At 70.9% G+C, this 20,812-nt stretch carries 19 protein-coding genes; 6 read left to right on the forward strand and 13 right to left on the reverse strand.

The annotated features are described in order from the left end of the window. Positions 1-42: 42 nt before the first annotated feature. Complete coding sequence (locus tag JFB92_RS17865) at positions 43-477, reverse strand: SsgA family sporulation/cell division regulator (protein ID WP_199042011.1); 435 nt, start codon at positions 475-477, stop codon at positions 43-45. A 371-nt stretch (positions 478-848) separates the two neighbouring features. On the opposite strand from JFB92_RS17865, the gene JFB92_RS17870 reads away from it, so the two are divergent. The 4 genes from JFB92_RS17870 to JFB92_RS17885 all read left to right on the forward strand — a co-directional run bounded on the left by JFB92_RS17870 (position 849) and on the right by JFB92_RS17885 (position 4,608). Continuing rightward, entirely contained in the window at positions 849-1,517 is a 669-nt protein-coding gene (locus JFB92_RS17870) for an O-methyltransferase (protein WP_199042013.1), read from the forward strand. Between the two features lie 57 nt (positions 1,518-1,574). Then, complete coding sequence (locus JFB92_RS17875) at positions 1,575-2,870, forward strand: sensor histidine kinase (protein ID WP_199042015.1); 1,296 nt, start codon at positions 1,575-1,577, stop codon at positions 2,868-2,870. A gap of 10 nt (positions 2,871-2,880) precedes the next feature. Further along, positions 2,881-3,522 carry a LuxR C-terminal-related transcriptional regulator gene (locus JFB92_RS17880; RefSeq protein ID WP_199042017.1) on the forward strand — a complete coding sequence of 214 codons (642 nt, stop codon included), beginning with the start codon at positions 2,881-2,883 and terminating at the stop codon, positions 3,520-3,522. A gap of 126 nt (positions 3,523-3,648) precedes the next feature. After that, positions 3,649-4,608: an acyl-CoA desaturase gene (locus tag JFB92_RS17885; RefSeq protein WP_199042018.1), complete on the forward strand. Its 960-nt coding sequence runs from the start codon at positions 3,649-3,651 to the stop codon at positions 4,606-4,608. Positions 4,609-4,678: 70 nt separating this feature from the next. On the opposite strand, the gene JFB92_RS17890 is transcribed toward JFB92_RS17885, so the two are convergent. After that, a complete protein-coding gene (locus JFB92_RS17890; RefSeq protein ID WP_199042020.1) occupies positions 4,679-5,476 on the reverse strand; it encodes an alpha/beta fold hydrolase in 798 nt (265 codons plus the stop codon). A gap of 127 nt (positions 5,477-5,603) precedes the next feature. Here JFB92_RS17890 and JFB92_RS17895 point away from each other — a divergent pair, with 127 nt between their 5' ends. Then, a complete protein-coding gene (locus tag JFB92_RS17895; protein ID WP_199042022.1) occupies positions 5,604-6,602 on the forward strand; it encodes a 2-dehydropantoate 2-reductase in 999 nt (332 codons plus the stop codon). Positions 6,603-6,633: 31 nt separating this feature from the next. Here JFB92_RS17895 and JFB92_RS17900 read toward each other — a convergent pair whose 3' ends face one another. After that, on the reverse strand, positions 6,634-9,891 hold the full coding sequence (locus tag JFB92_RS17900) for an AfsR/SARP family transcriptional regulator (RefSeq protein WP_199042024.1): 3,258 nt from the start codon (positions 9,889-9,891) through the stop codon (positions 6,634-6,636). 316 nt (positions 9,892-10,207) lie between these two features. Between JFB92_RS17900 and JFB92_RS17905 the strand changes: the two genes are divergently transcribed. Then, entirely contained in the window at positions 10,208-10,483 is a 276-nt protein-coding gene (locus tag JFB92_RS17905) for a response regulator transcription factor (RefSeq protein ID WP_199042026.1), read from the forward strand. Positions 10,484-10,573: 90 nt separating this feature from the next. Here the strand turns inward: JFB92_RS17905 and JFB92_RS17910 are convergent, their stop codons facing one another. From JFB92_RS17910 to JFB92_RS17955, 10 genes are all read right to left on the reverse strand, one after another. Next, positions 10,574-11,095, reverse strand: a complete 522-nt coding sequence (locus JFB92_RS17910) for a hypothetical protein (protein ID WP_199042028.1) — start codon at positions 11,093-11,095, stop codon at positions 10,574-10,576. Further along, positions 11,067-11,327, reverse strand: a complete 261-nt coding sequence (locus JFB92_RS17915) for a hypothetical protein (RefSeq protein ID WP_199042030.1) — start codon at positions 11,325-11,327, stop codon at positions 11,067-11,069. The genes JFB92_RS17910 and JFB92_RS17915 overlap by 29 nt, the downstream gene beginning before the upstream one ends. Further along, positions 11,314-12,828 carry a hypothetical protein gene (locus JFB92_RS17920; RefSeq protein ID WP_199042032.1) on the reverse strand — a complete coding sequence of 505 codons (1,515 nt, stop codon included), beginning with the start codon at positions 12,826-12,828 and terminating at the stop codon, positions 11,314-11,316. Before JFB92_RS17920 ends, JFB92_RS17915 begins: the two co-directional genes overlap by 14 nt. A 2-nt stretch (positions 12,829-12,830) precedes the next feature. Then, entirely contained in the window at positions 12,831-13,547 is a 717-nt protein-coding gene (locus JFB92_RS17925; RefSeq protein WP_199042034.1) for an ABC transporter ATP-binding protein, read from the reverse strand. A gap of 123 nt (positions 13,548-13,670) precedes the next feature. Next, on the reverse strand, positions 13,671-13,937 hold the full coding sequence (locus tag JFB92_RS17930) for a hypothetical protein (RefSeq protein ID WP_199042036.1): 267 nt from the start codon (positions 13,935-13,937) through the stop codon (positions 13,671-13,673). 57 nt (positions 13,938-13,994) lie between these two features. Continuing rightward, complete coding sequence (locus tag JFB92_RS27015) at positions 13,995-14,426, reverse strand: helix-turn-helix transcriptional regulator (RefSeq protein ID WP_372451660.1); 432 nt, start codon at positions 14,424-14,426, stop codon at positions 13,995-13,997. A gap of 98 nt (positions 14,427-14,524) precedes the next feature. Then, positions 14,525-15,010, reverse strand: coding sequence for a hypothetical protein (locus JFB92_RS17940; RefSeq protein ID WP_199042040.1), 486 nt, complete (start codon positions 15,008-15,010; stop codon positions 14,525-14,527). Positions 15,011-15,053: 43 nt separating this feature from the next. After that, on the reverse strand, positions 15,054-16,832 hold the full coding sequence (locus tag JFB92_RS17945) for a serine/threonine-protein kinase (RefSeq protein ID WP_199042042.1): 1,779 nt from the start codon (positions 16,830-16,832) through the stop codon (positions 15,054-15,056). Between the two features lie 120 nt (positions 16,833-16,952). Next, positions 16,953-19,913 carry an AfsR/SARP family transcriptional regulator gene (locus JFB92_RS17950; protein WP_199042044.1) on the reverse strand — a complete coding sequence of 987 codons (2,961 nt, stop codon included), beginning with the start codon at positions 19,911-19,913 and terminating at the stop codon, positions 16,953-16,955. Positions 19,914-19,955: 42 nt separating this feature from the next. Then, complete coding sequence (locus tag JFB92_RS17955; protein ID WP_199042046.1) at positions 19,956-20,795, reverse strand: alpha/beta hydrolase; 840 nt, start codon at positions 20,793-20,795, stop codon at positions 19,956-19,958. Positions 20,796-20,812 lie beyond the last annotated feature (17 nt).

Below are 20,812 nucleotides of genomic sequence, written 5' to 3' on the forward strand. Positions count from 1 at the left end.
ACATCATCGTCTACGCAGACCCCTAACCGAACGGCATTGGGTCTAGACGCCTCCGGCCAGGAGCTTGGTGAGGGTGCTGTCCAAGTCCATGTGGCCCGACTCGCGGCCCCGGGGCACCAGGCTGTAGGCGCGCCGCAGGAAGCGCTGCACCACCGCGCGGTTGACCTCGAACAGGGCGTTCCCGTCCGGCGACGACAGGGCGAGCGCGATCGACTCCCCGCGCGGCGTGGTCCACGGCCAGACCCGCACGTCCCCGATCCCGGTCGGCTCCTCCAGGCCCTTGGCCAGCAGCTCCCGCGAGAACGACCACGCCACCTGGTCGGAGTCGCCGCCGTCGGGGTGGAACATGACGCAGACCGCGTAGGGGTCGTCAGGGTCGTATCGCAGACTCGCGCGCACGCTCACGGTGGCGAAATCGGGCGCGACGAGTCGCATGGTGGTGCCGATGTCGACGGTCGCCGATCGTGCCATGCTCATAGCGGTACCCCCCATAGCGCGGCCGACTCCCCCCGAAGCCGACCGACTTGCCGTCCCCGCCGCTCGGCCCCCCGGATTCGCGGCGGCGAACCTGTCGTGATTCAGGTCTATCATTCAAGCTGTTGCGCCGTACGACGATCGGCAAGACCGATCCCGGCGGGTTCTGCTGATACGGGGGCAAAAACTGACAAAGAGCGCCGACTTTTCACCGTCAGAGCGGTAATTACAACACCGTCGTTCACGCAATCGGAGTACGATTCGCCCTCCCCGAAAACGGGAGGGTCCCGATCCTCGGAAAACATAAGTGACCGGCACGTTCACCGGGTGATAGCGTTTCGCCCGAAGTGCCGCATTACCGGAAGGGGCATCCCATGGGGCAGTCGCAGTGGACAGAAGTCGACGAGTTCCTCGAACGACTCCTGGTCGGCGAGGACGAGGTCCTCGCCGCGGCGATCGCCGCCAGCCAGCGCGCCGGACTGCCGCCCATCCAGATCTCGGCGGCCCAAGGCAAACTCCTGTACCTCCTGGCCAAGACCCTCGGCGCCCGGCGAGTGCTCGAGATCGGCACCCTCGGCGGCTACAGCGCCATCTGGATGGCCCGCGCCCTGCCCTCCAGCGGACACCTCATCAGCCTCGAGGCCAGCCCCAAGCACGCCGAGGTCGCCAGCGCCAACATCACCCGCGCCGGACTGGTCGGCACGGTCGAGATCCGCGTCGGCCTGGCCGCCGACAGCCTCGCCGCGCTCGGCGGCGAGGACCCCGAGCCGTTCGACATGGTCTTCATCGACGCCGACAAGGCCGGCTACCCCCACTACCTGGAATGGGCCCTCAAGCTGACCCGCCCCGGCAGCCTCATCGTCGCCGACAACGTCGTGCGCGGCGGCGCCGTGGCCGACGCCCTCAGCAGCGACAGCAACGTCCAGGGCGTGCGCGCCTACCTCGAATCCGTGGCCGCCCACCCGAACCTGGAGGGCACGGTCATGCAGACCGTCGGCGTCAAGGGATACGACGGTCTCTCCATCGTGCGCGTCCTCGAGTGACACACCGCCCGACTGCCCCGGATCGCTCTGCGAATCCCCAGGTAGGCTTGGGCCGCTATGGCAGAACAGACCAGCCCCATCACGAGACTCACCCGACGCCTCGCCCTGCCCGGTTGGTCCGTCGTCCGATTCAGCCTCACACTCGTCGCCGCCGCGCTCCTGGCCGCCTCCTTCGTCACCGGGGCCCTCGTGGTCTTCTGGATCGGCGTCCCCCTGGTGGTATTCGTCGTCCTCGCCATCCGGCTCTGGGCCAACTCCCAGCGGCGCGTGATCGGCGCCCAACTCGGCCTCACCATCCCCGCCCCCTACAAGAAGCGCGACACCTCCAGCCGCCTCGACCGGCAGGCGCTCGCGCTCATCCGCGAGGCCGCCACCTGGCGCGACGTCGCCTGGCTGGCCATCGACGCCACCCTCGGCTTCATGGTGAACCTGCTCTACCTCGGCGTCTTCGGCGTCGCCGTCTACTACCTCGTGCAGCCGCTGCTGCTGGCCACCGTCTTCTCCTCCACACCCAGTCCCATGGTCAACGACTTCGGTTTCTACTACTTCGACACCCCCGCCAAGACCCTCCTGCTCGTCCCCTTCGCGCTGTCCTGCGGCGTCGCCTGGTGGCGCTGGGGCGAGATGTTCCTGCGCTGGTACTCCCACCTCGGCGTCATCCTCCTCGGGCCGACCTCCAAGGTCCTGCTCACCGCCCGCGTCTCCGAGCTGCGCGAAGCGCGCGACCAGACCGTGGACCACGCCGCCGCCGAACTGCGGCGCATCGAACGCGACCTCCACGACGGCGCCCAGGCCCGCATCGCCGCCTTGAGCCTCACCCTCGGCATGGCCGAGGAACTGCTCCGGTCGACCCACCCCGACCAGGCCGCCGTCCTCATCGGGGAGGCCCGCGACGCCTGCACCGAGGTTCTCGAGGAGATCCGCCAGCTCGTCCGCGGCATCCACCCTCCGGTGCTGGCCGACCGCGGCTTCTCCGGCGCGCTCCAGGCCATGGCCCTGGACCACCCGCTGCCGGTCACCGTCGTCGACCGGCTCCGCGACCCGCTGCCCGCGCCGGTCGCGGCCGCCGCCTACTTCGCGACCAACGAGGTGCTGACCAACATCACCAAGCACGCCGAGGCCAGCCACATCCGGATCGTCGTCGACCAGTTCGACGACGAGGTCCGCATCGAGGTCTACGATGACGGCCGGGGCGGCGCCAGGCTCTCCCCCGGAGGCGGACTCGACGGTGTCAAGCACCGGCTGGCGGCCTTCGACGGCCTCCTCGAAGTCCTCAGCCCCGAAGCCGGTCCAACTGTCGTGACCATGCACATCCCCATTGCGCCCGCCGAGCGGACCGCGCCGAACCGCTAAGGAGCGACCGATGGACGTCGTCCTCGCCGAAGACAACCCGCTGCTGCGCGACGGCCTGACCCGGTTGCTCGAGGCACACGACTGCACCGTGGTCGAAGCGGTCGACAACGGCCCGAGCCTGACCGCCGCGCTGCTCAAGCACCGTCCTGACGTGGCCGTGATCGACATCCGGCTGCCGCCGACGCTGACCGACGAGGGCCTGCGCGCCGCCATCGAGGCCCGCCGCAGCATCCCCGCGCTGCCGATCCTCGTGCTCTCCCAGTACGTCGAGCAGCTCTACGCGCGAGAACTCCTCGGCGACCGCCGCGGCGGCGTCGGCTACCTGCTGAAAGACCGCGTCTCCAACGTCGGGGAGTTCCTGGAGGCGCTGCATCGCGTCGCCGGCGGCGGCACCGCCATGGACCCCGAGGTCGTCGCCCGCCTGCTCGGCAGGCAGCAGAACACCCTCGACTCCCTGACCGCGCGCGAGAAGGAGGTCCTCGCGCTCATGGCCGAGGGCCGCACGAACGCCGCCATCGCCGCGCGGCTCTACATCACCGAGAAGGCCGTCGGCAAGCACTCGGCCAACATCTTCCGCAAGCTCGGCCTGGACCAGTCCGAGGACGACAACCGCCGCGTCCTGGCGGTCCTGGCCTATCTCGAGGGCAGCTGACAGGGGGCCTAGACCCACCTGCGCCTCGGGGGTTCGAGCCCCCGATTCGGTCAGTTCGCCCCACTGCGCAATGTCCTCGTCGCGGCGACCATTGAGTCATCCGAACCCGTCGAGAGAGGACGAGCGATGGCGATTCTGGCCGACACGAGACCCACCGAGGCCCCGAGGCGGCCGCGCGCGACCAAACCCGTGCTCGGCGAGCAGCGTGACGTCGGGCGGCAGTCCCTGGTCTACCTCTTCCTCATCGTCCCGATGCTCGCGCTCGCCGCGGCGGTGCCCTTCGCATGGACCACCGGCCTGCTCAGCTGGACCGACGTGGGCCTGGCCGTCGGGTTCTACCTCTTGACTCTGCACGGCGTCACCGTCGGCTTCCACCGCCTGTTCACCCACGGCTCGTTCAAGCCGAACCGGCCGGTCAAGGTCACCCTCGCCATCCTCGGCAGCATGGCCGTCCAGGGCCCGATCATCACCTGGGTCGCCGACCACCGCCGTCACCACGCCTTCAGCGACAAAGAGGGCGACCCGCACTCGCCGTGGCTGTTCGGCACCTCGGCCTGGGCGCTCACCAGGGGCTTCTGGCACGCCCACATGGGCTGGACGTTCGGCCGGAACACCACCAACGCGGAGCGGTTCGCCCCCGACATGCTCAAGGACCGCGACCTGGTCATGGTCAACAAGCTGTTCTGGCTGTGGACGATCCTGACCTTCCTGCTCCCGGCCGTCCTCGGCGGCCTGATCACCATGTCCTGGGCCGGCGCGCTGACCGCGTTCTTCTGGGCGAGCCTGGTGCGCGTCTCGGCGCTCCACCACGCCACCTGGTCGACCAACTCGGTCTGCCACATGATCGGCGAACGCCCCTTCAAGAGCCGCGACAAGGCCGCCAACTTCTGGCCGCTGGCGATCGTCTCCGGCGGGGAGTCCTGGCACAACTCGCACCACGCCGACCAGTCCTGCGCCCGCCACGGCGTCAAGCGCGGCCAGATCGACACCTCCGCGAGGATCATCTGGCTGATGGAGAAGGCCGGCTGGGTCACGAACGTGAAGTGGCCGACCCCCGAACGCCTCGCCAGACTCGCCAACGACTGAGCCGCGACCGCACGGCCCCGCTCCCGGACCACCGGGAACGGGGCTTTCGGCCGTTCAGGGCCGCGAACGCCTATCCGGCGGCGAGGACGCTCCGCAGCACCGGCGCGAACGCCTCCGGCTGCTCGGCGAACCCGGCGTGCCCGCCGGGGAAGCCGACCGGCTCGACCTCGAGCAGATCGGCCAGCGCCGTCGAGGTCGGGAAGGTGGTCAGGCCGTACGACAGCTCGCCGATGCCGACGACCACCCTTGACTTCCGGAGCGCCTCGATGTCCGGCTCGTACTGGACCGTGTGCAGCAGCTCGTGCGCGAAGAACCGGGAGCCGTTGGCGATGTCCTGCTCCGAGGGCTCCTGCTGCGGCGGCGGGGCGTCGTTCTCGCCAAAACCGGCGTCGGCCATGAACCGCCCGAACGCCGCGCCGAGACCGTCCCGGTGGAAGATCTCGACGTTCTCCCGGGACGAGGCCAGACGGTCCTCGGAGTCCGGCAGCAGTGTCAGCAGCGGCGGCTCGTGCGCGATGACCGTGCCCACCCGGTCCGGGTGCCGGGTCGCCAGCGCGAGCGCGGTGACAGCGCCGCCGCTGGAGCCGAGGACGTCGGCCCTGTCCGTTCCGAGGTCGTCGAGGATGGCGGCGACGTCACCGGCGCGCAGGTCCGGCGTCGAATCCTGCTCGGGATCGGCCAGGCGGCTGTTCGAGATGCCGCGCGGGTCATGGGTCACGACCCTGTACCGGTCGGACAGGAGTTCGGCGATGGGCGCGAAAGCGGCGGCCTCCATCGGGGAGCCGAGCGCGAGCAGCACCGGGCCCGTCCCGCGGACCTCGTAATACAGTTCGGCGTCGGAGACGGCGAGGGTCTTGGCGGTGGTCATGTGGTGTTCTACCTTTCTGTGTCGTCCTCTCCGAGAGCAGACGACGCGGCCGCCGCGGATTCATCGGTGCGCTGGATACGGACTTCGAAACCCATGGTGCTCGCGTTCCGGGGTTACCATCCGGTACATGACGATCTGCGTATACGGTGCCGGGGTCATCGGCTGCTACACCGGCGGCCGACTGGCCGCGACCGGGACCGACGTCGTGTTCATCGGGCGTGAGCGCATCGCCTCCCAGACCGAAGCGCACGGGCTGACCGTCACCGACTGGCGCGGCAGCGAACTGCGGGTCGAGCACCCGAGGTTCGAGACCACCCCCGAGGCGGCCGCCGAAGCCGACGTGGTGCTGGTGACCGTCAAGTCCGCTGCCACCGCCGAAGCCGCCCGGGAACTGGCGCCGCAGCTGCGGCCCGGAACGGTCGTGGTCAGCTTCCAGAACGGCCTGCACAACACCGAAGTGCTGCGCGAACATCTCCCCGAGGCGACCGTCCTCCCCGGCATGGTCGGGTTCAACGTGGTCGGTCGCGGCGAAGGCCGCTTCCACTGCGCCGTGTCCGGCGCCCTCGAGGCCCAGGAGCACCGGGCGCTGGCCGCGCTCGCGCCGGTCTTCGAGCGGGCCGGGCTGGACTTCTCCCTGCACGCCGACCTGACCGGAGTCCAGTCCGCCAAACTGCTGCTCAACCTCAACAACGCCATCAACGCGCTCTCGGGCCTGCCGCTGAAGGCCGAACTCGGGCAGCGCGACTACCGCCGCTGCTGGGCGCTGACCCAGCGCGAGGGCCTGGCCGCGTTCGCCGCGGCCGGGATCGCCCCGGCCAAGATCCTGCCGCTGCCCCCGCGCTGGATGCCCGCGCTCCTCACCGCCCCCGACGCGGTCTTCACCCGCGCGGCCGCCCGGATGCTGGCCATCGACCCGCTCGCGCGGACCAGCATGTCCGAGGACCTGCGCGACGGGCGGCCCACCGAAGTGGACTATCTCAACGGGGAGATCACGGCCCTGGCCGAACGCCACGGCACGGCCGCTCCGGCCAACGCGCGCCTGGTCGAACTCGTCCACGACGCCGAGAACGGAGGCCGCCGCCGGTGGCCCGGCGACGAGCTCCTGGCAGCACTCACCGAGCGCTGAGGACACCCCGGATCAGTGCTCCATGGCGGACCTAATTCGACTCGAAGTCGAACCGGCACGGCACCGGCGAGCCCATCTGCGCGTGCGCGTCCTCGACCCGCTGCCGGTACCGGTCGGCCGCTACCGCGTCGCCTTCGGCGCGGGCCACCGATGCCAGGACCCACAGCGCCCACGCCTCTCCGGCGCGATGCCCGACCGGGCGCAGGAGCTCCTCCGCCTGCTCGGCATGCCCGCGGGCCCGGCCCGTGTCGCCGAGGCGCAGCGACCCCTCGGCGAGGACGTCCAGCGCCAGACCCTCGCTGACGCGGTAGCCGCAGTCCCGGGCCATGCCGAGCGCCGATTCCGCGTCCGCCAGCCCGGCCTCGAACCTCCCCAGCCCGATCAGGCCGACGCCGCGTTCGATGAGGGCACTGATCTCGGTGCCCCTGAGGTCGTCCCGCACCGAGCGCAGGGCCCGGTCGACCGCGTCCACCGCCTCCGAGTGGCGTCCGAGCAGGTTGAGCGAGAAGGCCATGGCCACCAGGCCGTCGGCCTCGTGCCGCCGGTCCCCGCTCGCCTTCCCGACCCGCGCGACCGCCTCGGCGTACGGCAGGGCGTCCTGGTGCTTGCCGAGACCCGCGTAGAGCTCCGCGAGGCTGCCCGCCTCGACCGGAGTGAACGTGCCCTTCCCGGAACCGGTCTCGATCCGCATCGCCTGGTCCATGCAGTGCTCGGCCGTCTCCATGTCGCCCAGCTCGACGGAGGCCGACAGGATGCCGCACAGGTGCGACTTCCGCAGCCGCGCGTCGCCGATCCGGTCGGCGATGCCGAGCCCTTCCCGGCGCAGGCGCACCTTCCGGCGCAGGTCTCCCAGCGAGCCGTAGACCGAGCTGAGCGCGCCGAGATTGACGCTCTGGCCGCGCAGCCTGCCCTGCTGGCGGTTGATCTCGAGCGCCGCCTTCCCGTGCTCCAGCGCGGCCTGGAGCCGTCCGATCAGCCAGCACGCGAGCGTCATGTTGTGGTGGGCCGACGCCTGCCCCGAGGTCCAGCCGATGCGGCGGGAGAGCTCGGCGGCGCGCTCGGCGTGGTCGACCACCTTCATGAATTCGCGGGCCTTGGCGTACGCGGTCGAGACGCAGAGTTCGGCCACGGCCTCCCCGCACTCGCTGCGATCCTGGCGGGCGCCTTCGAGGGCCGCGTCGGCCAGTGCCAGGAAGTCGACGCTGTCCATCGTCGCCCACGCGTGGGCGCGGAGGGCGTCCGCCAGCCGCCACGACACCGAGCCCCGGCCGTGCTCGGCCGCGAACCGGGCCAGCTCGATGAGCGGTCCGCGCTCGTCGTCCAGCCACCGCGCGGCGGCATCAGGGGCGTCGAAGCGGGGCGGGCCGTCGGCCGGTTCGCGCTGCGAGAGACGGGCGTTGGCGGGGTACAGGCGCTCGCCGGCCGCCTCGGCGGTCTCGAGGTACCAGGTGAAGAGGCGCTCCAGGATCTCCTCCTGCGGCGGGTCGGTGACGTCGGTGAGGCCGTTCGCGTAGTCGCGCAGCAGATCGTGGAGTGAGAGCCGACCGCTGCCGTCGCGGACGGCCATATTGGCGTTCGCCAGCCGCGCCGCGGCCCGTTCGGCCGTCTCCGCGTCGCTGCCCGTGACGGCGGCGAGCGCCTCGACCGGGAGGGAGACGACCGGTGCGCGTCCGAGCATGCGGAACAGGCGCCGGGCGTCGTCGGACTGTGCCACGTAGGAGCGGTCGAAGGTGGCCCTGACGGCGGCCTCCGGGCTGGCGCCGATCTCCAGGGCCGCCAGGGCGTCTCCGGTCGAGAGCCGGTCGGTGTACTCGCTGAGCCCCTGCGGGCGGTCGGTGAGGTTCGCGGCCGCGATCCGCAGCGCGAGCGGCAGGTGGCCGCACCTGCGGGCGAGATCGACGATCTCGGGGTCCCGCGCCGAACGGGGCAGCCGCAGCAGGGACTTGAGCAATGAGACCGCTTCGTCGGTGGTGAGCGGCGCGAGCGTGAGGTGGACGCCCCCGTGGCGCGCGAGCAGGTCGCCCAGGCGGTTGCGGCTGGTGACGATCACCAGCGACCCGGGACCGCTGGGCAGCAGCGGCACCACCTGCTCGGCCGATTTGGCGTTGTCGAGCAGGACGAGCATCCGCCGGTTCGCCGTCTCGGTGCGCAGCCGCGCGGCGGCGTGGTCCGCGTCCGCGGGGATCTGGTCGTCGGTCAGGCCGAGCGAACGCAGCATCGCCGCGAGCGCCTCGATCGGCCGCAGCGCGGGCAGTCCCGAGTATCCGCGCAGGTCCGAGAAGATCTGCCCGTCCGGGAACTCGTCGGCGATGCGGCGCGCCCAGTGGATCGCCGAGGAGGTCTTGCCGACCCCCGCCATGCCGGAGATCACGATGATCGGCGAGGGCGGGATGCCCTCGGCCTCGTCGCCGAGCCGCGCGGCCTCGAACGCGCGCAGCTCGCTTGCGCGGCCGGTGAACCCGCCGACGTCCGGGGGCAGCTCGCGCGGGGTCGTCGCGGCGGGGGACCCGAGCTCGATCCGCGACTCCGGCGGCGCGGTCCAGTCGCCCTCGATGCTGCCGGTCGACACCGAGTGGAGCCGCTCGTCGCGATGCAGGACGGCGTCGTGGACGCGCTGGAGCAGCGGTCCGGGATCGATGCCCAACTCCTCGCGCAGTACCCGGCGGTTCTCCCGGAGCACCTGGAGGGCCTCGGCCTGGCGTCCGGACCGGTACAGCGCCACCGCCCGCAGGGCGGTGAGCCGCTCGCGGAACGGGTGCTCGCGCGCCAGGACCTCGAGCTCGCCGATCACCGAGGCGTGCGAGCCCAGGTCGAGGCGTATCTCGAGCGACTCCTGGTGGACCAGCGACCGCCGTTCGCTCAGCCTCTGGGCCTCGGCGGCGATCATCCCGGTCGACGGCACGTCGGTGTAGGGCTCGCCGCGCCAGAGCCCCAGGGCGCTCGCGTATCGTTCGGCCGCCCGCTCGAGTCGGCCCTTGCGGCGGTCCTCGCCGGCGGCGGCCGCCAGCTCCTCGAACGCCTTCGCGTCGAAGTCGTCGGCCGACACCTGGATGCGGTATCCGGTCGACTCGCGGACGATGCGGTGTTCGCTCCCGAGGGACCGCCGCACCCGGTACAGGTAGACCTGCACGGTGTTCCTGGCGTTGCGCGGTGGCGACCCGGCCCACATCTCTTCGGCGAGCGCTTCGACGGTCATCACCTTGCCCGAACCCGCCAGCAGGGTCGCGAGGAGGCGACGCTGCAACGGGGCGCGGCCGAGCAGCGGTTCACCGCCGAGAGTGACCGACATTGGACCGAGGACTCTGATCTGAAGCTCGTCTGACATGGTCTGCACGTGTCACCGGCCTTGCGAGGAGCTACGGGGCCTGTCCAGAATAGTACGGTCGGGCCCTTCGGCCCAGTTATCCGATTTTCGCACCGCAGTACCCGGTAACCGCGCGCGGGCTGAGTGTAAGGGAACTGTAAGCGGCACTGGGCATCCTGGAGAGACAATGAGCCTTCGGCCCGCCGTCGAGCCGATCGCGAATCAGGACGTACCGCCGGCCATCCCACCGCCGCGGCGTCCGGCACGCGGCGAGCCGCTTGTGGAGAAAGGAGAACCATCCGTGCCCGGCAGTCGATACCCGGATCTCGATCCCCTCGACCACGTGACTCCGCGCCAACGCCAGATCCTCATACATTTGGTGCACGGCAAGACCAGGGAAGCCATTGCGAGAAACCTCTACCTCTCGCGCAGCACCGTCAACCGCGACATCCGAGACATGACCCGCTGCCTCGGGGCCTCGTCCCCGGAAGCGCTGGGAGCACTGGCGTATCGCGCGGGGCTGATCGTCGAGGAGCACTTCGGGGAAGCCGTCGAGGCGGTCCCGGTGCGAATCTGAAGTCCGCTGACGGCTCGAGGCACGCTGGGTGGGGAAGCCGGAACGAGCCGAGCCCTGCCGGGTCCGTCCGGACCCGGCAGGGCTTCGTCGCTAGGGGTGTTGTCGGTGCCCGACTGCGCCGCGGAGGCTGCGCCAGAGCGCCTGCCCGTCGCCGAACACGGGCAGGAGGAACGCCAGGTGGAGCAGATACCACCAGGCCAGAGAGCGGTCGAGGCCGGTCAGCCACAGGCCCGCGCCGACGGCCGCGCAGGAGAGCGGGCCCGCCAGCGCGACCAGGGCGTTCTCGCCGCGGGTGAGCGTGCCCTCGGGGACGAGCGAGGTTCGCAGGGCGCCGGTCTCGATCGTGACTGCGGTGATGCCCGGGAGCGCCTTGAGGACCGCGGCGTGGGCCGACTCGTGCAGCGCGAACGAGCAGATCAGTCCGAGCACGGCCGCCTTGCCGCACAGGAGGGCCAGCAGGACGAATCCGGAATCGCCCGAGTGCGCCCACCACGCCAGCGCGGCGAGCGTGGGCAGTGCGAGGAACGCCGGCAGCGGCCAGACCGAGGCGGCCACGGTCCAGGCGACCCGGGCCACCCGGAGTTCATCCCGCCGGTACGTCGTCCGCTTCACGCGCCCGCATCTCCTCGAGCAGCTGCTCGCGCCGCCGCTTCAACCGCCGGAACATGACCTGGATCAGGGCCATCTGAACGACCAGCACCAGGAAGATGATGAGGATGGGCACCGGATTGCCCAGCCCCGCGGTGACGTCCACGACCCCGTCGGGGCGTTCGACGGCGTCGAACTCCAGGGCCCCGAACAGGCCGGTCTTGTGGACGTCGCCCTCGTTGTCACCCGTGAACATCAGCACCAGCATGGCGAAGACCGTTATCGCGAGTGTGAGGAGTCCCGCTCCTACCACGGAGTTGATGACCAGCAGCGCCTTTTTCATTGCGCCTCCTTGATTCGTCGAGGTGGATACCTTGGATCGCGTATGCGGCGAACAATGCGGTGGCCGCGGTGAAGACCGCGCCCAGCGTCCACGGGGAGAGGTTGAGCACTCCGAGGCCGACGACGACCAGGCCCGCGACGATCGCGACGGCGGACAGGCCGAGGAACACCGAGAGCGGGTTGTCCTTCTCGGCCGGGAAGATCACGCCGATGCCGGTGGTCATGACCGCGGCCGCGACGGCGGCGGCGATCGCCAGCCACGAGTCCCCGACCCAGTCGAGGCGGACGACCGCGGCCGCGAGCGTGAACGGGACCGCGAAGACGCCGATGAGGACGCACTGGGCGCGCAGCATCCGGGCGAACACCCGCCAGGGCGGCACCCGCGTGCCGGGAATCGACCGCAGCACCGCGGTGGCGGTGAACTGGTACAGGCCGCCGACGGTGAGCAGTGAGAGCGCCCAGATCGGATTGGTGCCCCCGTTCAGCAGCAGGTACACGAACAGTGCGACGGCGAGGACGGCGGCCGTGGCGGTGTGGGAGCTGCGGATCTGGCACCAGTCGTAGGGGGTAAGGAACCTGCGGGCCCACGAGCCGGCGCGGATGTTCAGGTACCGCGACTGCCGGACGTGCCGGTTGGGGGAGAGCGCAACCGTGAGCAGGGCGAGGACGGCCGCCGCGGCCAGGGCGGCGGCGATCACCCCGAGCGCGCCGTAGCGGTCCGCGCTGTCCGCGATCGCGGTGGCCCAAGTCCCGGCCGGCTCCTCGTTCAGGTAGGCGTCGGTGATGTCGACGATCATCGAGTTGGAGACGGAGGCGTACACCGCTACGAGCACGAACAGGACCAGGATGTTGAGGATGCCGGAGACGCGTTCGAGGCGGACGACCGTCCACAGTCGGGTGAGCAGCTGGTGGACCACCGACAGCGCCAAGTAGGCGAGGATCCCCGGCAGCACCACCGAGACGCAGATCGGGATGAGCGCGTCCGGCCCCAGCAGCAGGATCGAGTTGGCGACCAGGGCGAACACTCCGGCCACGGTGACGACGCCGGTCATGGCGGCCTCGTAGAGGAGGAACGCGAGCGAGCGCTCCCGGTTGGTCACCGGCATCTGGAAGCTCAGTTCGAGCATCCCGTCGGCGTTGACGAACAGCACCTTCACGATCAGGAACGCGACCTGGACCCACAGGAGCACCGAGACCGTCGTGGTGTCGAACAGCAGGTCCCACACTTCGCGCCGGTCGGTGAGCTCCTTGAGGAAGAAGTAGGCGGCGACGGTGAGGACGCCGACGAAGATCACGGTGCCGACGACCGCGAAGACGCGCACCGGAGTGGATTTCAGGGCCCCGACGCTGAGGACGCGGCGGCGGAAGAACACCAGCAGCATCCTCGCGAGGACGATCGATTGTCGCAGGCGCATGACTAGCGCTCGTCCGACTCGAGGTAGTCGAACACCAGCTCGGAGAGCGAGCCGTGCTCATCGACGAGGTCGCCGGCGGGCGCGTCGTAGATGACCTGCCCGAAGTCCAGCAGGACGATCCGGTCGGCCAGCCGCTCCAGGACGGCGAAGTCGTGTGTGCACAGCAGGAGGGAGCGCCCCTCCTCGCGGAGGCGCGCGAACTCGGCCTCCGCCAGTCGCAGCGCCTCCAGGTCGATGCCGTTCAGCGTCTCGTCGATCACGGTCAGCGGACGCCGCATGACCAGGGCCGAGACCAGCTGGGTCTTCTTGCGCATGCCGTGCGAGTAGTCCTCGATGAGGTGGTCGTAGCGCTCGGCCATCGCGAACCGCCGGAACAGCTCCTCGGCCTCGGCGTGGTCCGCGTCGACCCCGTATAGCGAGGCCATCATCGCTATGTACTCGCGCGCGGTGAGGAATTCGGGAAGGTAGTCGTTGCTGGAGAGGTACATGCCCTGGGCCCGCGCGCGCGGGTGGTCGTGCCGGTGCCCGTCGATCCGCACGTTGCCGGCCTGCAGCCGCAGCAGGTCGAAGACGTTCTTGATCAGAGTCGATTTGCCGGAGCCGTTCGGTCCGATGAGGCCGACAATGGTCCCTTGGGGCACTTCGAACGACACATCCGCTACGGCCTTCACCAGGCTGTCGTACGAATAGGACAGGTCCTCAATTTCCAGGAGTGCCATGGTTTCCTTCCCGCCTGCCGCAATTGCAATGCGACGAGTCACGGCGGCCCAGGAATTGAGGCGTCCTGGGTCACCGTGATCGTCACTTTTATAGTGGGTCTGATTGAGCCGACCCGTAAGAGGCTAGACGCACTCGACGTTGATCGAGACGCCGGACCAGCTCCAGTTCCAGCTGCCGGTGAACGTCCGGTCCTTGTAGACGACGCACCAGATCGACAGACCGGCGAGAATCGTGACACCAAGGGCGAGGATCACCGCGAGCAGCACCACGTACCAGGCGTCATACCGGACGAGGGCGCTGTCGAGCTTCTCCTTCATGGACTCGACGGCCCGAGCGGTACCGTTCTGAGCCATGACGACCGGCTTGGCCGCGAGAGTAGCGATAGACATGTTCTTCCTCCTTTCGGATGTGGGATACGCCATTAATGGTGCCGCTTCTGAAAGGACTTAGAAAGTGTCGGAAACGCCACTCTTTGAAAGCAGCGAGCGCCGTTGGTGAGAAGCGATCACCGCCGCCTCCGCGCGCGAGGATATACCCAGCTTCGTGAAGACGCTGGCAATGTGCTTGCGGACCGTCCGCTCGGATATGAACAGTGCCGAAGCGATCTCCGCGTTCGACAGGCAGTCTCCGAGCGCGATCATTATCTCGCGTTCTCGGAAAGTTAAAGTGGACGTATCTGCTGCGTGAGCCCACGGAGGGGCCTCGCAGGTGTGCTGATCGGTGCACGTCGGTGGGTACTCGGTGCTCCGCGCGGCGGATTCCGTCGCGCGACCGTCGTCGAGGCGTTGCAATGTTCTGGCTCCCAAGCGCCGATGACCGTGTCCCGGCGGCGCCACGGCGTGGCGGCCGGCTCGATTCACGATCGCAGCCTCCGACATCTCACCGCAAGGTCTACGAACCGACTTGAATCAATCGGCTCATCGGATCATCCCATCACGTGGGCTCCACGCCACCCGGGCCGTGCGGTGCGCCGCGGCTACCGGCCCACGTTGTCGCAGGCCGTGGCGTAGTCCTCCAGCAGCGATGCGAGTTCGAGGGACTCCGGTGTGCCGGGGTAGTACAGGTCCTGGTTCTCCACGGCGTGCTGGAGCTGGTCGGCGACGTCCCGGGCCGTCAGCGCCAGGCCCTCGTCGATCGTGGTCTCGGCGTGCTCGTCCCACTCCTCGGCCAGGGCCCGGAGGTCGTCCGATTCCTGTTCGGCGATGGTGGAGAACTCTCGCAGCTCCACGATGCGGGCGCCGCACCGGTCGTATGGCGGCAGGCCGTCGTCGCTCGTCGTCGGGTCCGCGGCGGTGGGGGACTCGGAGGCGGACTCGGCGGCGGTGGGGGACTCGGTCGCCTCCTCCGTCGTCGCGGCCTCGGTGCCGTCGCCGATGTCGGTGGTGCCGTCGGCGTCGCAGGCGGCCGCCGGGAGCGCGATGAGCGCCACGGCGATGCCCAGGAGGATGGCCTTGTGTCGCATGGGACCTCTTTCAGAACGGGAAAATGCGGGGGACGAGCGGCCGTCAGCACTCGGCGAGCGGCCCGGTCGAGTCGGGGTCGTCCGGGTCGAGCTCGAACCAGACGAAGGGGAGGTATCCGACCTGGCCGTGATGGTCGAACTCGACGACGAGGTTCGAGGCGGCCTTGCCCGGGTGGGAGTCCCAGGAGACGCCGCCCTCCTCGCCTCGCGGGTCGATCCTCCGGTCGGTCTCCGTGTAGCAGTAGAGGTAGTACTGGTCGCCCGAATAGGCGTCCCCGATGGACTCGTTCCGGTCGGGGTCGGCGCCGACATCGACGCGGGCGCCGCCGCTCCCGCAGTGCTCCAGCGGCGAGGGGCATTCGAAGCGGACCTTGCCGAGGACCGGCGTGGTCGAGACCCACTCGGTCAGCGGCGCCTGGTCCGAGCCCTCGACTTCGAGCACGAAGACGTACGGGACTCCCGCGCGGAGTCCGTCGACGGTGAGCTCGTTGCAGTCGCCCGCCGCCTCCACATCGGTCTCCTTGACCGTCGCCGTGCACCGCAGCGTGTCCGGTTCGGCGCTGGTGTAGACGGTGAACGACGAGTAGGACGGGTCGACCAGGCTGATCTCGATCTCCTCCGCGGCGGCGTCGGTCGGCCGTCCGGTCTCGGTGCCGTGGCCGTCGTCGGGCGCGGCCGACGACTGGGAGGCGGGCTCGTCCCGGTCGACGCCGGAGGCGACCGCCCAGACGATGCCGACGCCGCCGAGGACCATGACGACGGTGACCACCAGCGCCGTCAGCACCGGGTAGAGCCCGGGGCCGACCCGCCGGGTGCGGAACCGGGACCGGTGCGCCGGACCGGGCGGGGCCGGCGGCGTGAACGGCGCGGCCCGGTCCGCCGGGGTCGACTCGAACGGCGGACCAGAGGCCGCGCGGTCCGGTGCGGGCGGAGCGGCCGCACCGTTCTCGGAGGGGAGGACGACGGTTCGCTCGGCCGCCTCCTTGGCTTCCATGCGGTCGCTGACGTCGGCCATCTGGAGGGACTCGGCGAAGGCGCGGCAGGACTCGGGGCGCCGGGCCGGGTCGCGGTCGAGCGAGCGGACCAGGAGCCGCTCGAGCCATTCGGGGACGTCCTCGCGCGGCAGCGCTGGTGGCGGCACGGCGGAGGTGACGCGCCGCCGGTGCGCGTCGGGGTCGGTGCCGCCCTCGGGGTCGGCGAACGGGGCGTGCCCGGCCAGCAGGTGCCACATCGACGAGGCCAGGCTGTAGAGGTCGCTGGCCGGAGACTGGGCCCGGCGCAGCAGCGCCTCGGGGGAGGCGTGGAGCGGCGTGAGCATGTCGATCGCCTGGGTGGCCGACAGCGCCTCGGGGGCGCGGGCGATCCCGAAGTCGGCCAGCGCCGGGCCGTACTGGCCGCGCAGGATGTTCTGCGGCTTGACGTCCCGGTGGATGATCCCGGCCTCGTGCGCGGCCTGAAGCGCCTGCCCGATCTTGACGCCGACCTCGACGACCTGTTCGACGCCCAGTGGCCCCCGGTCCTTCAGGATCGACGAGTAGGAGCCGCCCTCGCAGTACTCCATGACGATGTAGGGGCGTCCGTCCCCGGTCGAGCCGGTGTCGATGATCGAGACGATGTGGGGGTGTCCCGACACCAGGACGGTCGTCTCCAGCTCCTTCGCCATCGAGTCGGTGGTGTTCATCTCGCCGTCGACCAGCACCTTGACGGCGACGACCCGGTCGAGGCGTTCCTGGACGGCGCGGTAGACCACGGCGGTCGACCCGCCTGCGACCGCCGTGAGGTCGCGGTAGCCGGGGATCGTCGGAACGGTAGCGGGAGGCACGAAGCGTCTTTCTGTCGGGACACCGGGATCGGAACGGGGGTACCAGGATGCCCCGCGGTTCGCCGCCCCCGCCACGGCCGCGGAGCCTCCGGTGCGGATCCGGTGCAGGACCGGTGAGCCTCAGGCGCGCGGGACGCCGAGCGCGGCGAAGGCGTCGTCGGCCTCCCGGCGCAGGGCTTCGGCCGCCGACGTTTCACCGGCGCCGGCGTGCGCCTCGGCGAGGGCCGCCAGCGAGCGGGCGTGGCGCAGCCGGTCGGGCATGCGGCCGTACCGCTCGCGGGCCCGCTCTCCGTGCTCGACGGCGAGGCGGTGCTCGCCAGAGCGGTGGTGGATCTTGCACAGCAGCAGGTCCAGGCGGGCCCGTTCGAGCTCGGCGAGCCGCGATTCCTGCCCTTCGACGGCCGAGCGCGCGAGTTCGAGCGCCCGCTCGGGCAGGCCCGCGTCGTTGAGCGCGTCGGCCAGGAACATCCGTATGCCCCGGGCCATGGCGTGCCGACCGGTCTCGACCGCTTCGGCCAGCGCCGACTCCAGCTGCGGGCGGGCCCGGTCGTACCTGCCTTGGAGCCGGTGGGACTCCCCGCGCCACCAGCGGGCCATCATCGTGAACCGGGTCGCCCCGTCGGCCTCGGCCTGCCGTTCCACCTCGTCGATCACCTCCGCCGCCTCCCGGTGCCGCCCGAGGTCGATCAGCACCACGGCGTACGAGATCCGGTACTCGGGGGCGACGGTCTCCTTCCCGCCGCTCACCGCGAGGTCGATCGCCTCCCGGCACAGGGCCTCCGCCCGCGGATAGTCGCCGAGCGCGCGCGTCAGGTGGCCGAGGCTCCCGAGGTAGTCGCTCAACCTAGGGCTGCCGGTCTTCCGCGCCAGCAGCTCCGCGCGGCGCAGATGGGTCTCGGACTCGGCGTAGTTCCCGGTGACGTACAGGCTGGCGCTGAGGTTGTAGTGAGCCGCCGCGTCCTCCTCCGGGGGGAGCCCCTCGGCCATCGAGGCGGCCGCGCGCGCGTATTCGAGCGCCCGGGCCGGGTGGCCCGCGGTCCAATGCACCTGGTACAGCGCGAAATAGGCTTCATGTCGGCTCGAGGCGTCGGCATCGCCGCCGTCGGCGGCGATCGCGGCCTCGACGTCCCGGCGGATCCGCTCGGCGTCGAAGCCGAGGAGCACGAAACCGCCGAGCGCCTGGGCCAGCAGCGGGCCGCGGCGGTGGCCGCGCCACCGCTGGAGCGCCGACCGGACGTTCGGGAACTCGGCGGCGGGAAGGCGTCCGGACATCGAGTGGCACCACTGGGCGTGGCGGTCGTGCATCAGCTGCTGGACGCTCCCGTCCAGCTCCGCTTCGGCCCGGACCCGGGCGTGCTCCTTCACCAGGTCGTGGAACCGGCTGCGGCCCTTGCCGCTCGGGTCGAGCAGCGAGGCGCCCTCGATGCGCCGCACGAGACGGGCCGCCGCGGCCAGGTCGGACCCGGCGACCGCGGCGGCCGTCTCGTGGGCGAAGTCGTTCCCCGGCAGCAGCCCCAGGCGCAGGAAGAGGTCCCGGGCGTCCGCGTCGAGGGCCTTCAGCGAGGTGTCGAAGGCGGCCTCGACGGCCGCGGCCGGATCGTCGTCGATCGCCAGCGCCTCCAGGCGGTGCGTCCGGAGTTCTTCGCAGAGCTCGGCGACGGTGGGGCCGCCGTCCTCGTTCAGGCGCGCGGCGGCGATGCGCAGCGCCAGCGGCAGCCCGGCGCAGCGGGCGCACAGTTCGCGGGCGGCCTCGGGCGCGGCCGCGATCCGTTCGGCGCCCACGAGCGCGGCGAGCAGGTCGAGCGAAGCCTCGGGCCCGAGAGGTTCGAGCCTGACCGACCTGGCGTCGTCGCGGACCGCGAGCCCGGAGAGCCGGTTCCGGCTGGTGACCACGGCGGCGCAGCCCTCCGCGGGCAGCAGCGGCCGGACCTGCGCGGCGTCGAGCGCGTTGTCGAGCACCACCAGGACGCGCCTGCCCGCGGTCGTCGAGCGGTACAGCCCGGCGGCCGAGTCGGTCGATTCGGGCACGGCGGCGGTGCCGAGGGCGTCGAGGAGGTGGGCCAGCGCTTCGCGGGGCCCGACCGCGCTCTCCCGGTCCTCTCCGTGCAGGTCGATGAACAGCTGCCCGTCCGGGAACCGGTCCCGGACGCGGTGCGCCGCGCGGATCGCCGAGGCGGTCTTGCCGGAGCCGGCCAGGCCGGTGACCACGATCGGCCGGGTGGGCTCGTCGCGCAGGGACCGTTCGAGTCGGTCCAGTTCGTCCGGTCTCCCGGTGAAGGTCGCGGTGTCCGAGGGGAGCTGGGAGGGCCGCGGTCTCGCTTCGGCCGGGGGCGGGGCCTCGACGGGCAGGTCGTCGCGCAGGATCGCCGCGTGCAGTTCCCGCAGCTCGGTCGCCGGGTCGATGCCGAGGTCCTCGACGAGGGACCGCCGCAGCGACTGGTAGGCGTCGAGCGCCTCGGGGGTGCGGCCGAGGCGGTGCAGCGCGGTCATCAGCAGCGCCCACAGCCGCTGCCGGTGCGGGTGCTCGGCGCACCGGCGCCGCAGCTCCGGCAGCGCGCCCTCGAAATCGCCCTCGACGCGCATCTCCAGATCGAGGCGTTCCTCGACGGCGCGCCGGCGCTCCTCGTCGAGGGCCTGCGCCGCGGCCTCGAAGCGGGGGCCCTCCAGGCCCGCCAGGGCCGGTCCCCGCCAGAGCTCCAGCGCGGCGCGGAGGTGGGACAGCGATGCCGCCAGGTCGCCGCGGGCGCGGGCGGCGCGCGCGAGGCCGACCTGCGATCTGAAGCGCATCGAGTCGGAGACCGATTCGTCGGCCTCGATCGCGTAGCCGTCGCCGTCGCCCGACAGGATCCGGCCGTCGTCTCCGAGTTCCCGCCGGATGAGCGCGGCCGCGTTCTGGATCTGGCGGCGGGCGGTCCGGGGCGGGGCGTCGTTCCATATCGTCTCGGCCAGTTCGTCGGCCGGGGCCCTCCATCCCGGCCTGATCAGCAGCGCGGCCAGGAGCCTGACCGCGGCCCTTCGAGGGAACCGGATCTCGCGGCCGTCGCGGACGACCTCGACCGGCCCGAGGATCCGAAACTCCACCATGACCTTCCGTCCAGACTGCGGGGCGCAGGATCTCGGGCCCTAGAGGTCCGCCAGGAGCTCGGCGAGCCGAGCGGGGCGGACCAGGGGTTCGATGTGGGCCGCCTCAAGGGTCCGGACGTCGAACTTGTTGTCCGGGACCAGCGTGTCCGCCTCGGAGATGAACAGATCCTGCAACGCGACCGGGATCGAGGTGTCCTTGGCGAGCCGGATGTAGGTGCGGTCGACCCTGCCCCAGGTCTCGGCCTCGGCCCGGTCGTCTGGGCCGCCTCCGTCCAGGGCCTCGTCCGGTTGCAGCGAGTTCAGGAAGATCAGGAACTCGTCGTCGGTCCCGTCCTCGAACATCGACTTCTTCAGCGCCGCCAGCAGACCCGGATCGGTGGTGCGCCAGTTCATGCGGATCGCCCCCAGCTCGGCCGGGTCCGCCGCGAGCACTCCCATCGTCTCTTCCAGCACGCTCCCCTCCTGGTACTCGGGCAGCTGCATGTACTCGCCCGGAGTCCGGTCGACGCAGCACCAGGCCGAGAAGTAGACGATCCGGTCCAGCAGCTCGGGGTGCCGGTTCGCGAGCGCGGTGAGGGTGAGCCCGCCGCGGCTGTGCGCCACCGCGATCACCGGGCCGTGCTCGCGGGCCCGCCGCACGTCCTCGGCCACTCGCTCCACGGTCTCCGCGAAAGTCTTACCGGACATGTTGGACGGTGCCTTCGCGAGTGCGGCCGCGTCCTGCGAGTGGAAGGACTCCGGGAAACCCGCCTCGAAGCCGTGGCCCGGCAGGTCGACCGCGAGCGACCGGTGGCCGCGAAGCGCCAACTCCCTTTGCAGGGGCGCCCAAGTGAAGGAGTTCGCGTTCGAGCCGTGGATGAGGACGTATGTAGGCGTCATGCGGGGATTCTCCCACC

It is taken from the genome of Glycomyces salinus (assembly GCF_016428645.1).
GTDB classification, from domain to species: Bacteria; Actinomycetota; Actinomycetes; order Mycobacteriales; family Micromonosporaceae; genus Glycomyces; species Glycomyces salinus.

Bases quoted from the DNA above. Each gene is read 5' to 3' on its own strand.
- JFB92_RS17865 (WP_199042011.1), bottom strand. From the start codon at position 477: ATGAGCATGGCACGATCGGCGACCGTCGACATCGGCACCACCATGCGA.
- JFB92_RS17870 (WP_199042013.1), top strand. From the start codon at position 849: ATGGGGCAGTCGCAGTGGACAGAAGTCGACGAGTTCCTCGAACGACTC.
- JFB92_RS17875 (WP_199042015.1), top strand. From the start codon at position 1,575: ATGGCAGAACAGACCAGCCCCATCACGAGACTCACCCGACGCCTCGCC.
- JFB92_RS17880 (WP_199042017.1), top strand. From the start codon at position 2,881: ATGGACGTCGTCCTCGCCGAAGACAACCCGCTGCTGCGCGACGGCCTG.
- JFB92_RS17885 (WP_199042018.1), top strand. From the start codon at position 3,649: ATGGCGATTCTGGCCGACACGAGACCCACCGAGGCCCCGAGGCGGCCG.
- JFB92_RS17890 (WP_199042020.1), bottom strand. From the start codon at position 5,476: ATGACCACCGCCAAGACCCTCGCCGTCTCCGACGCCGAACTGTATTAC.
- JFB92_RS17895 (WP_199042022.1), top strand. From the start codon at position 5,604: ATGACGATCTGCGTATACGGTGCCGGGGTCATCGGCTGCTACACCGGC.
- JFB92_RS17900 (WP_199042024.1), bottom strand. From the start codon at position 9,891: ATGTCGGTCACTCTCGGCGGTGAACCGCTGCTCGGCCGCGCCCCGTTG.
- JFB92_RS17915 (WP_199042030.1), bottom strand. From the start codon at position 11,327: ATGTTCACGGGTGACAACGAGGGCGACGTCCACAAGACCGGCCTGTTC.
- JFB92_RS17920 (WP_199042032.1), bottom strand. From the start codon at position 12,828: ATGCGCCTGCGACAATCGATCGTCCTCGCGAGGATGCTGCTGGTGTTC.
- JFB92_RS17925 (WP_199042034.1), bottom strand. From the start codon at position 13,547: ATGGCACTCCTGGAAATTGAGGACCTGTCCTATTCGTACGACAGCCTG.
- JFB92_RS17930 (WP_199042036.1), bottom strand. From the start codon at position 13,937: ATGTCTATCGCTACTCTCGCGGCCAAGCCGGTCGTCATGGCTCAGAAC.
- JFB92_RS27015 (WP_372451660.1), bottom strand. From the start codon at position 14,426: ATGTCGGAGGCTGCGATCGTGAATCGAGCCGGCCGCCACGCCGTGGCG.
- JFB92_RS17940 (WP_199042040.1), bottom strand. From the start codon at position 15,010: ATGCGACACAAGGCCATCCTCCTGGGCATCGCCGTGGCGCTCATCGCG.
- JFB92_RS17955 (WP_199042046.1), bottom strand. From the start codon at position 20,795: ATGACGCCTACATACGTCCTCATCCACGGCTCGAACGCGAACTCCTTC.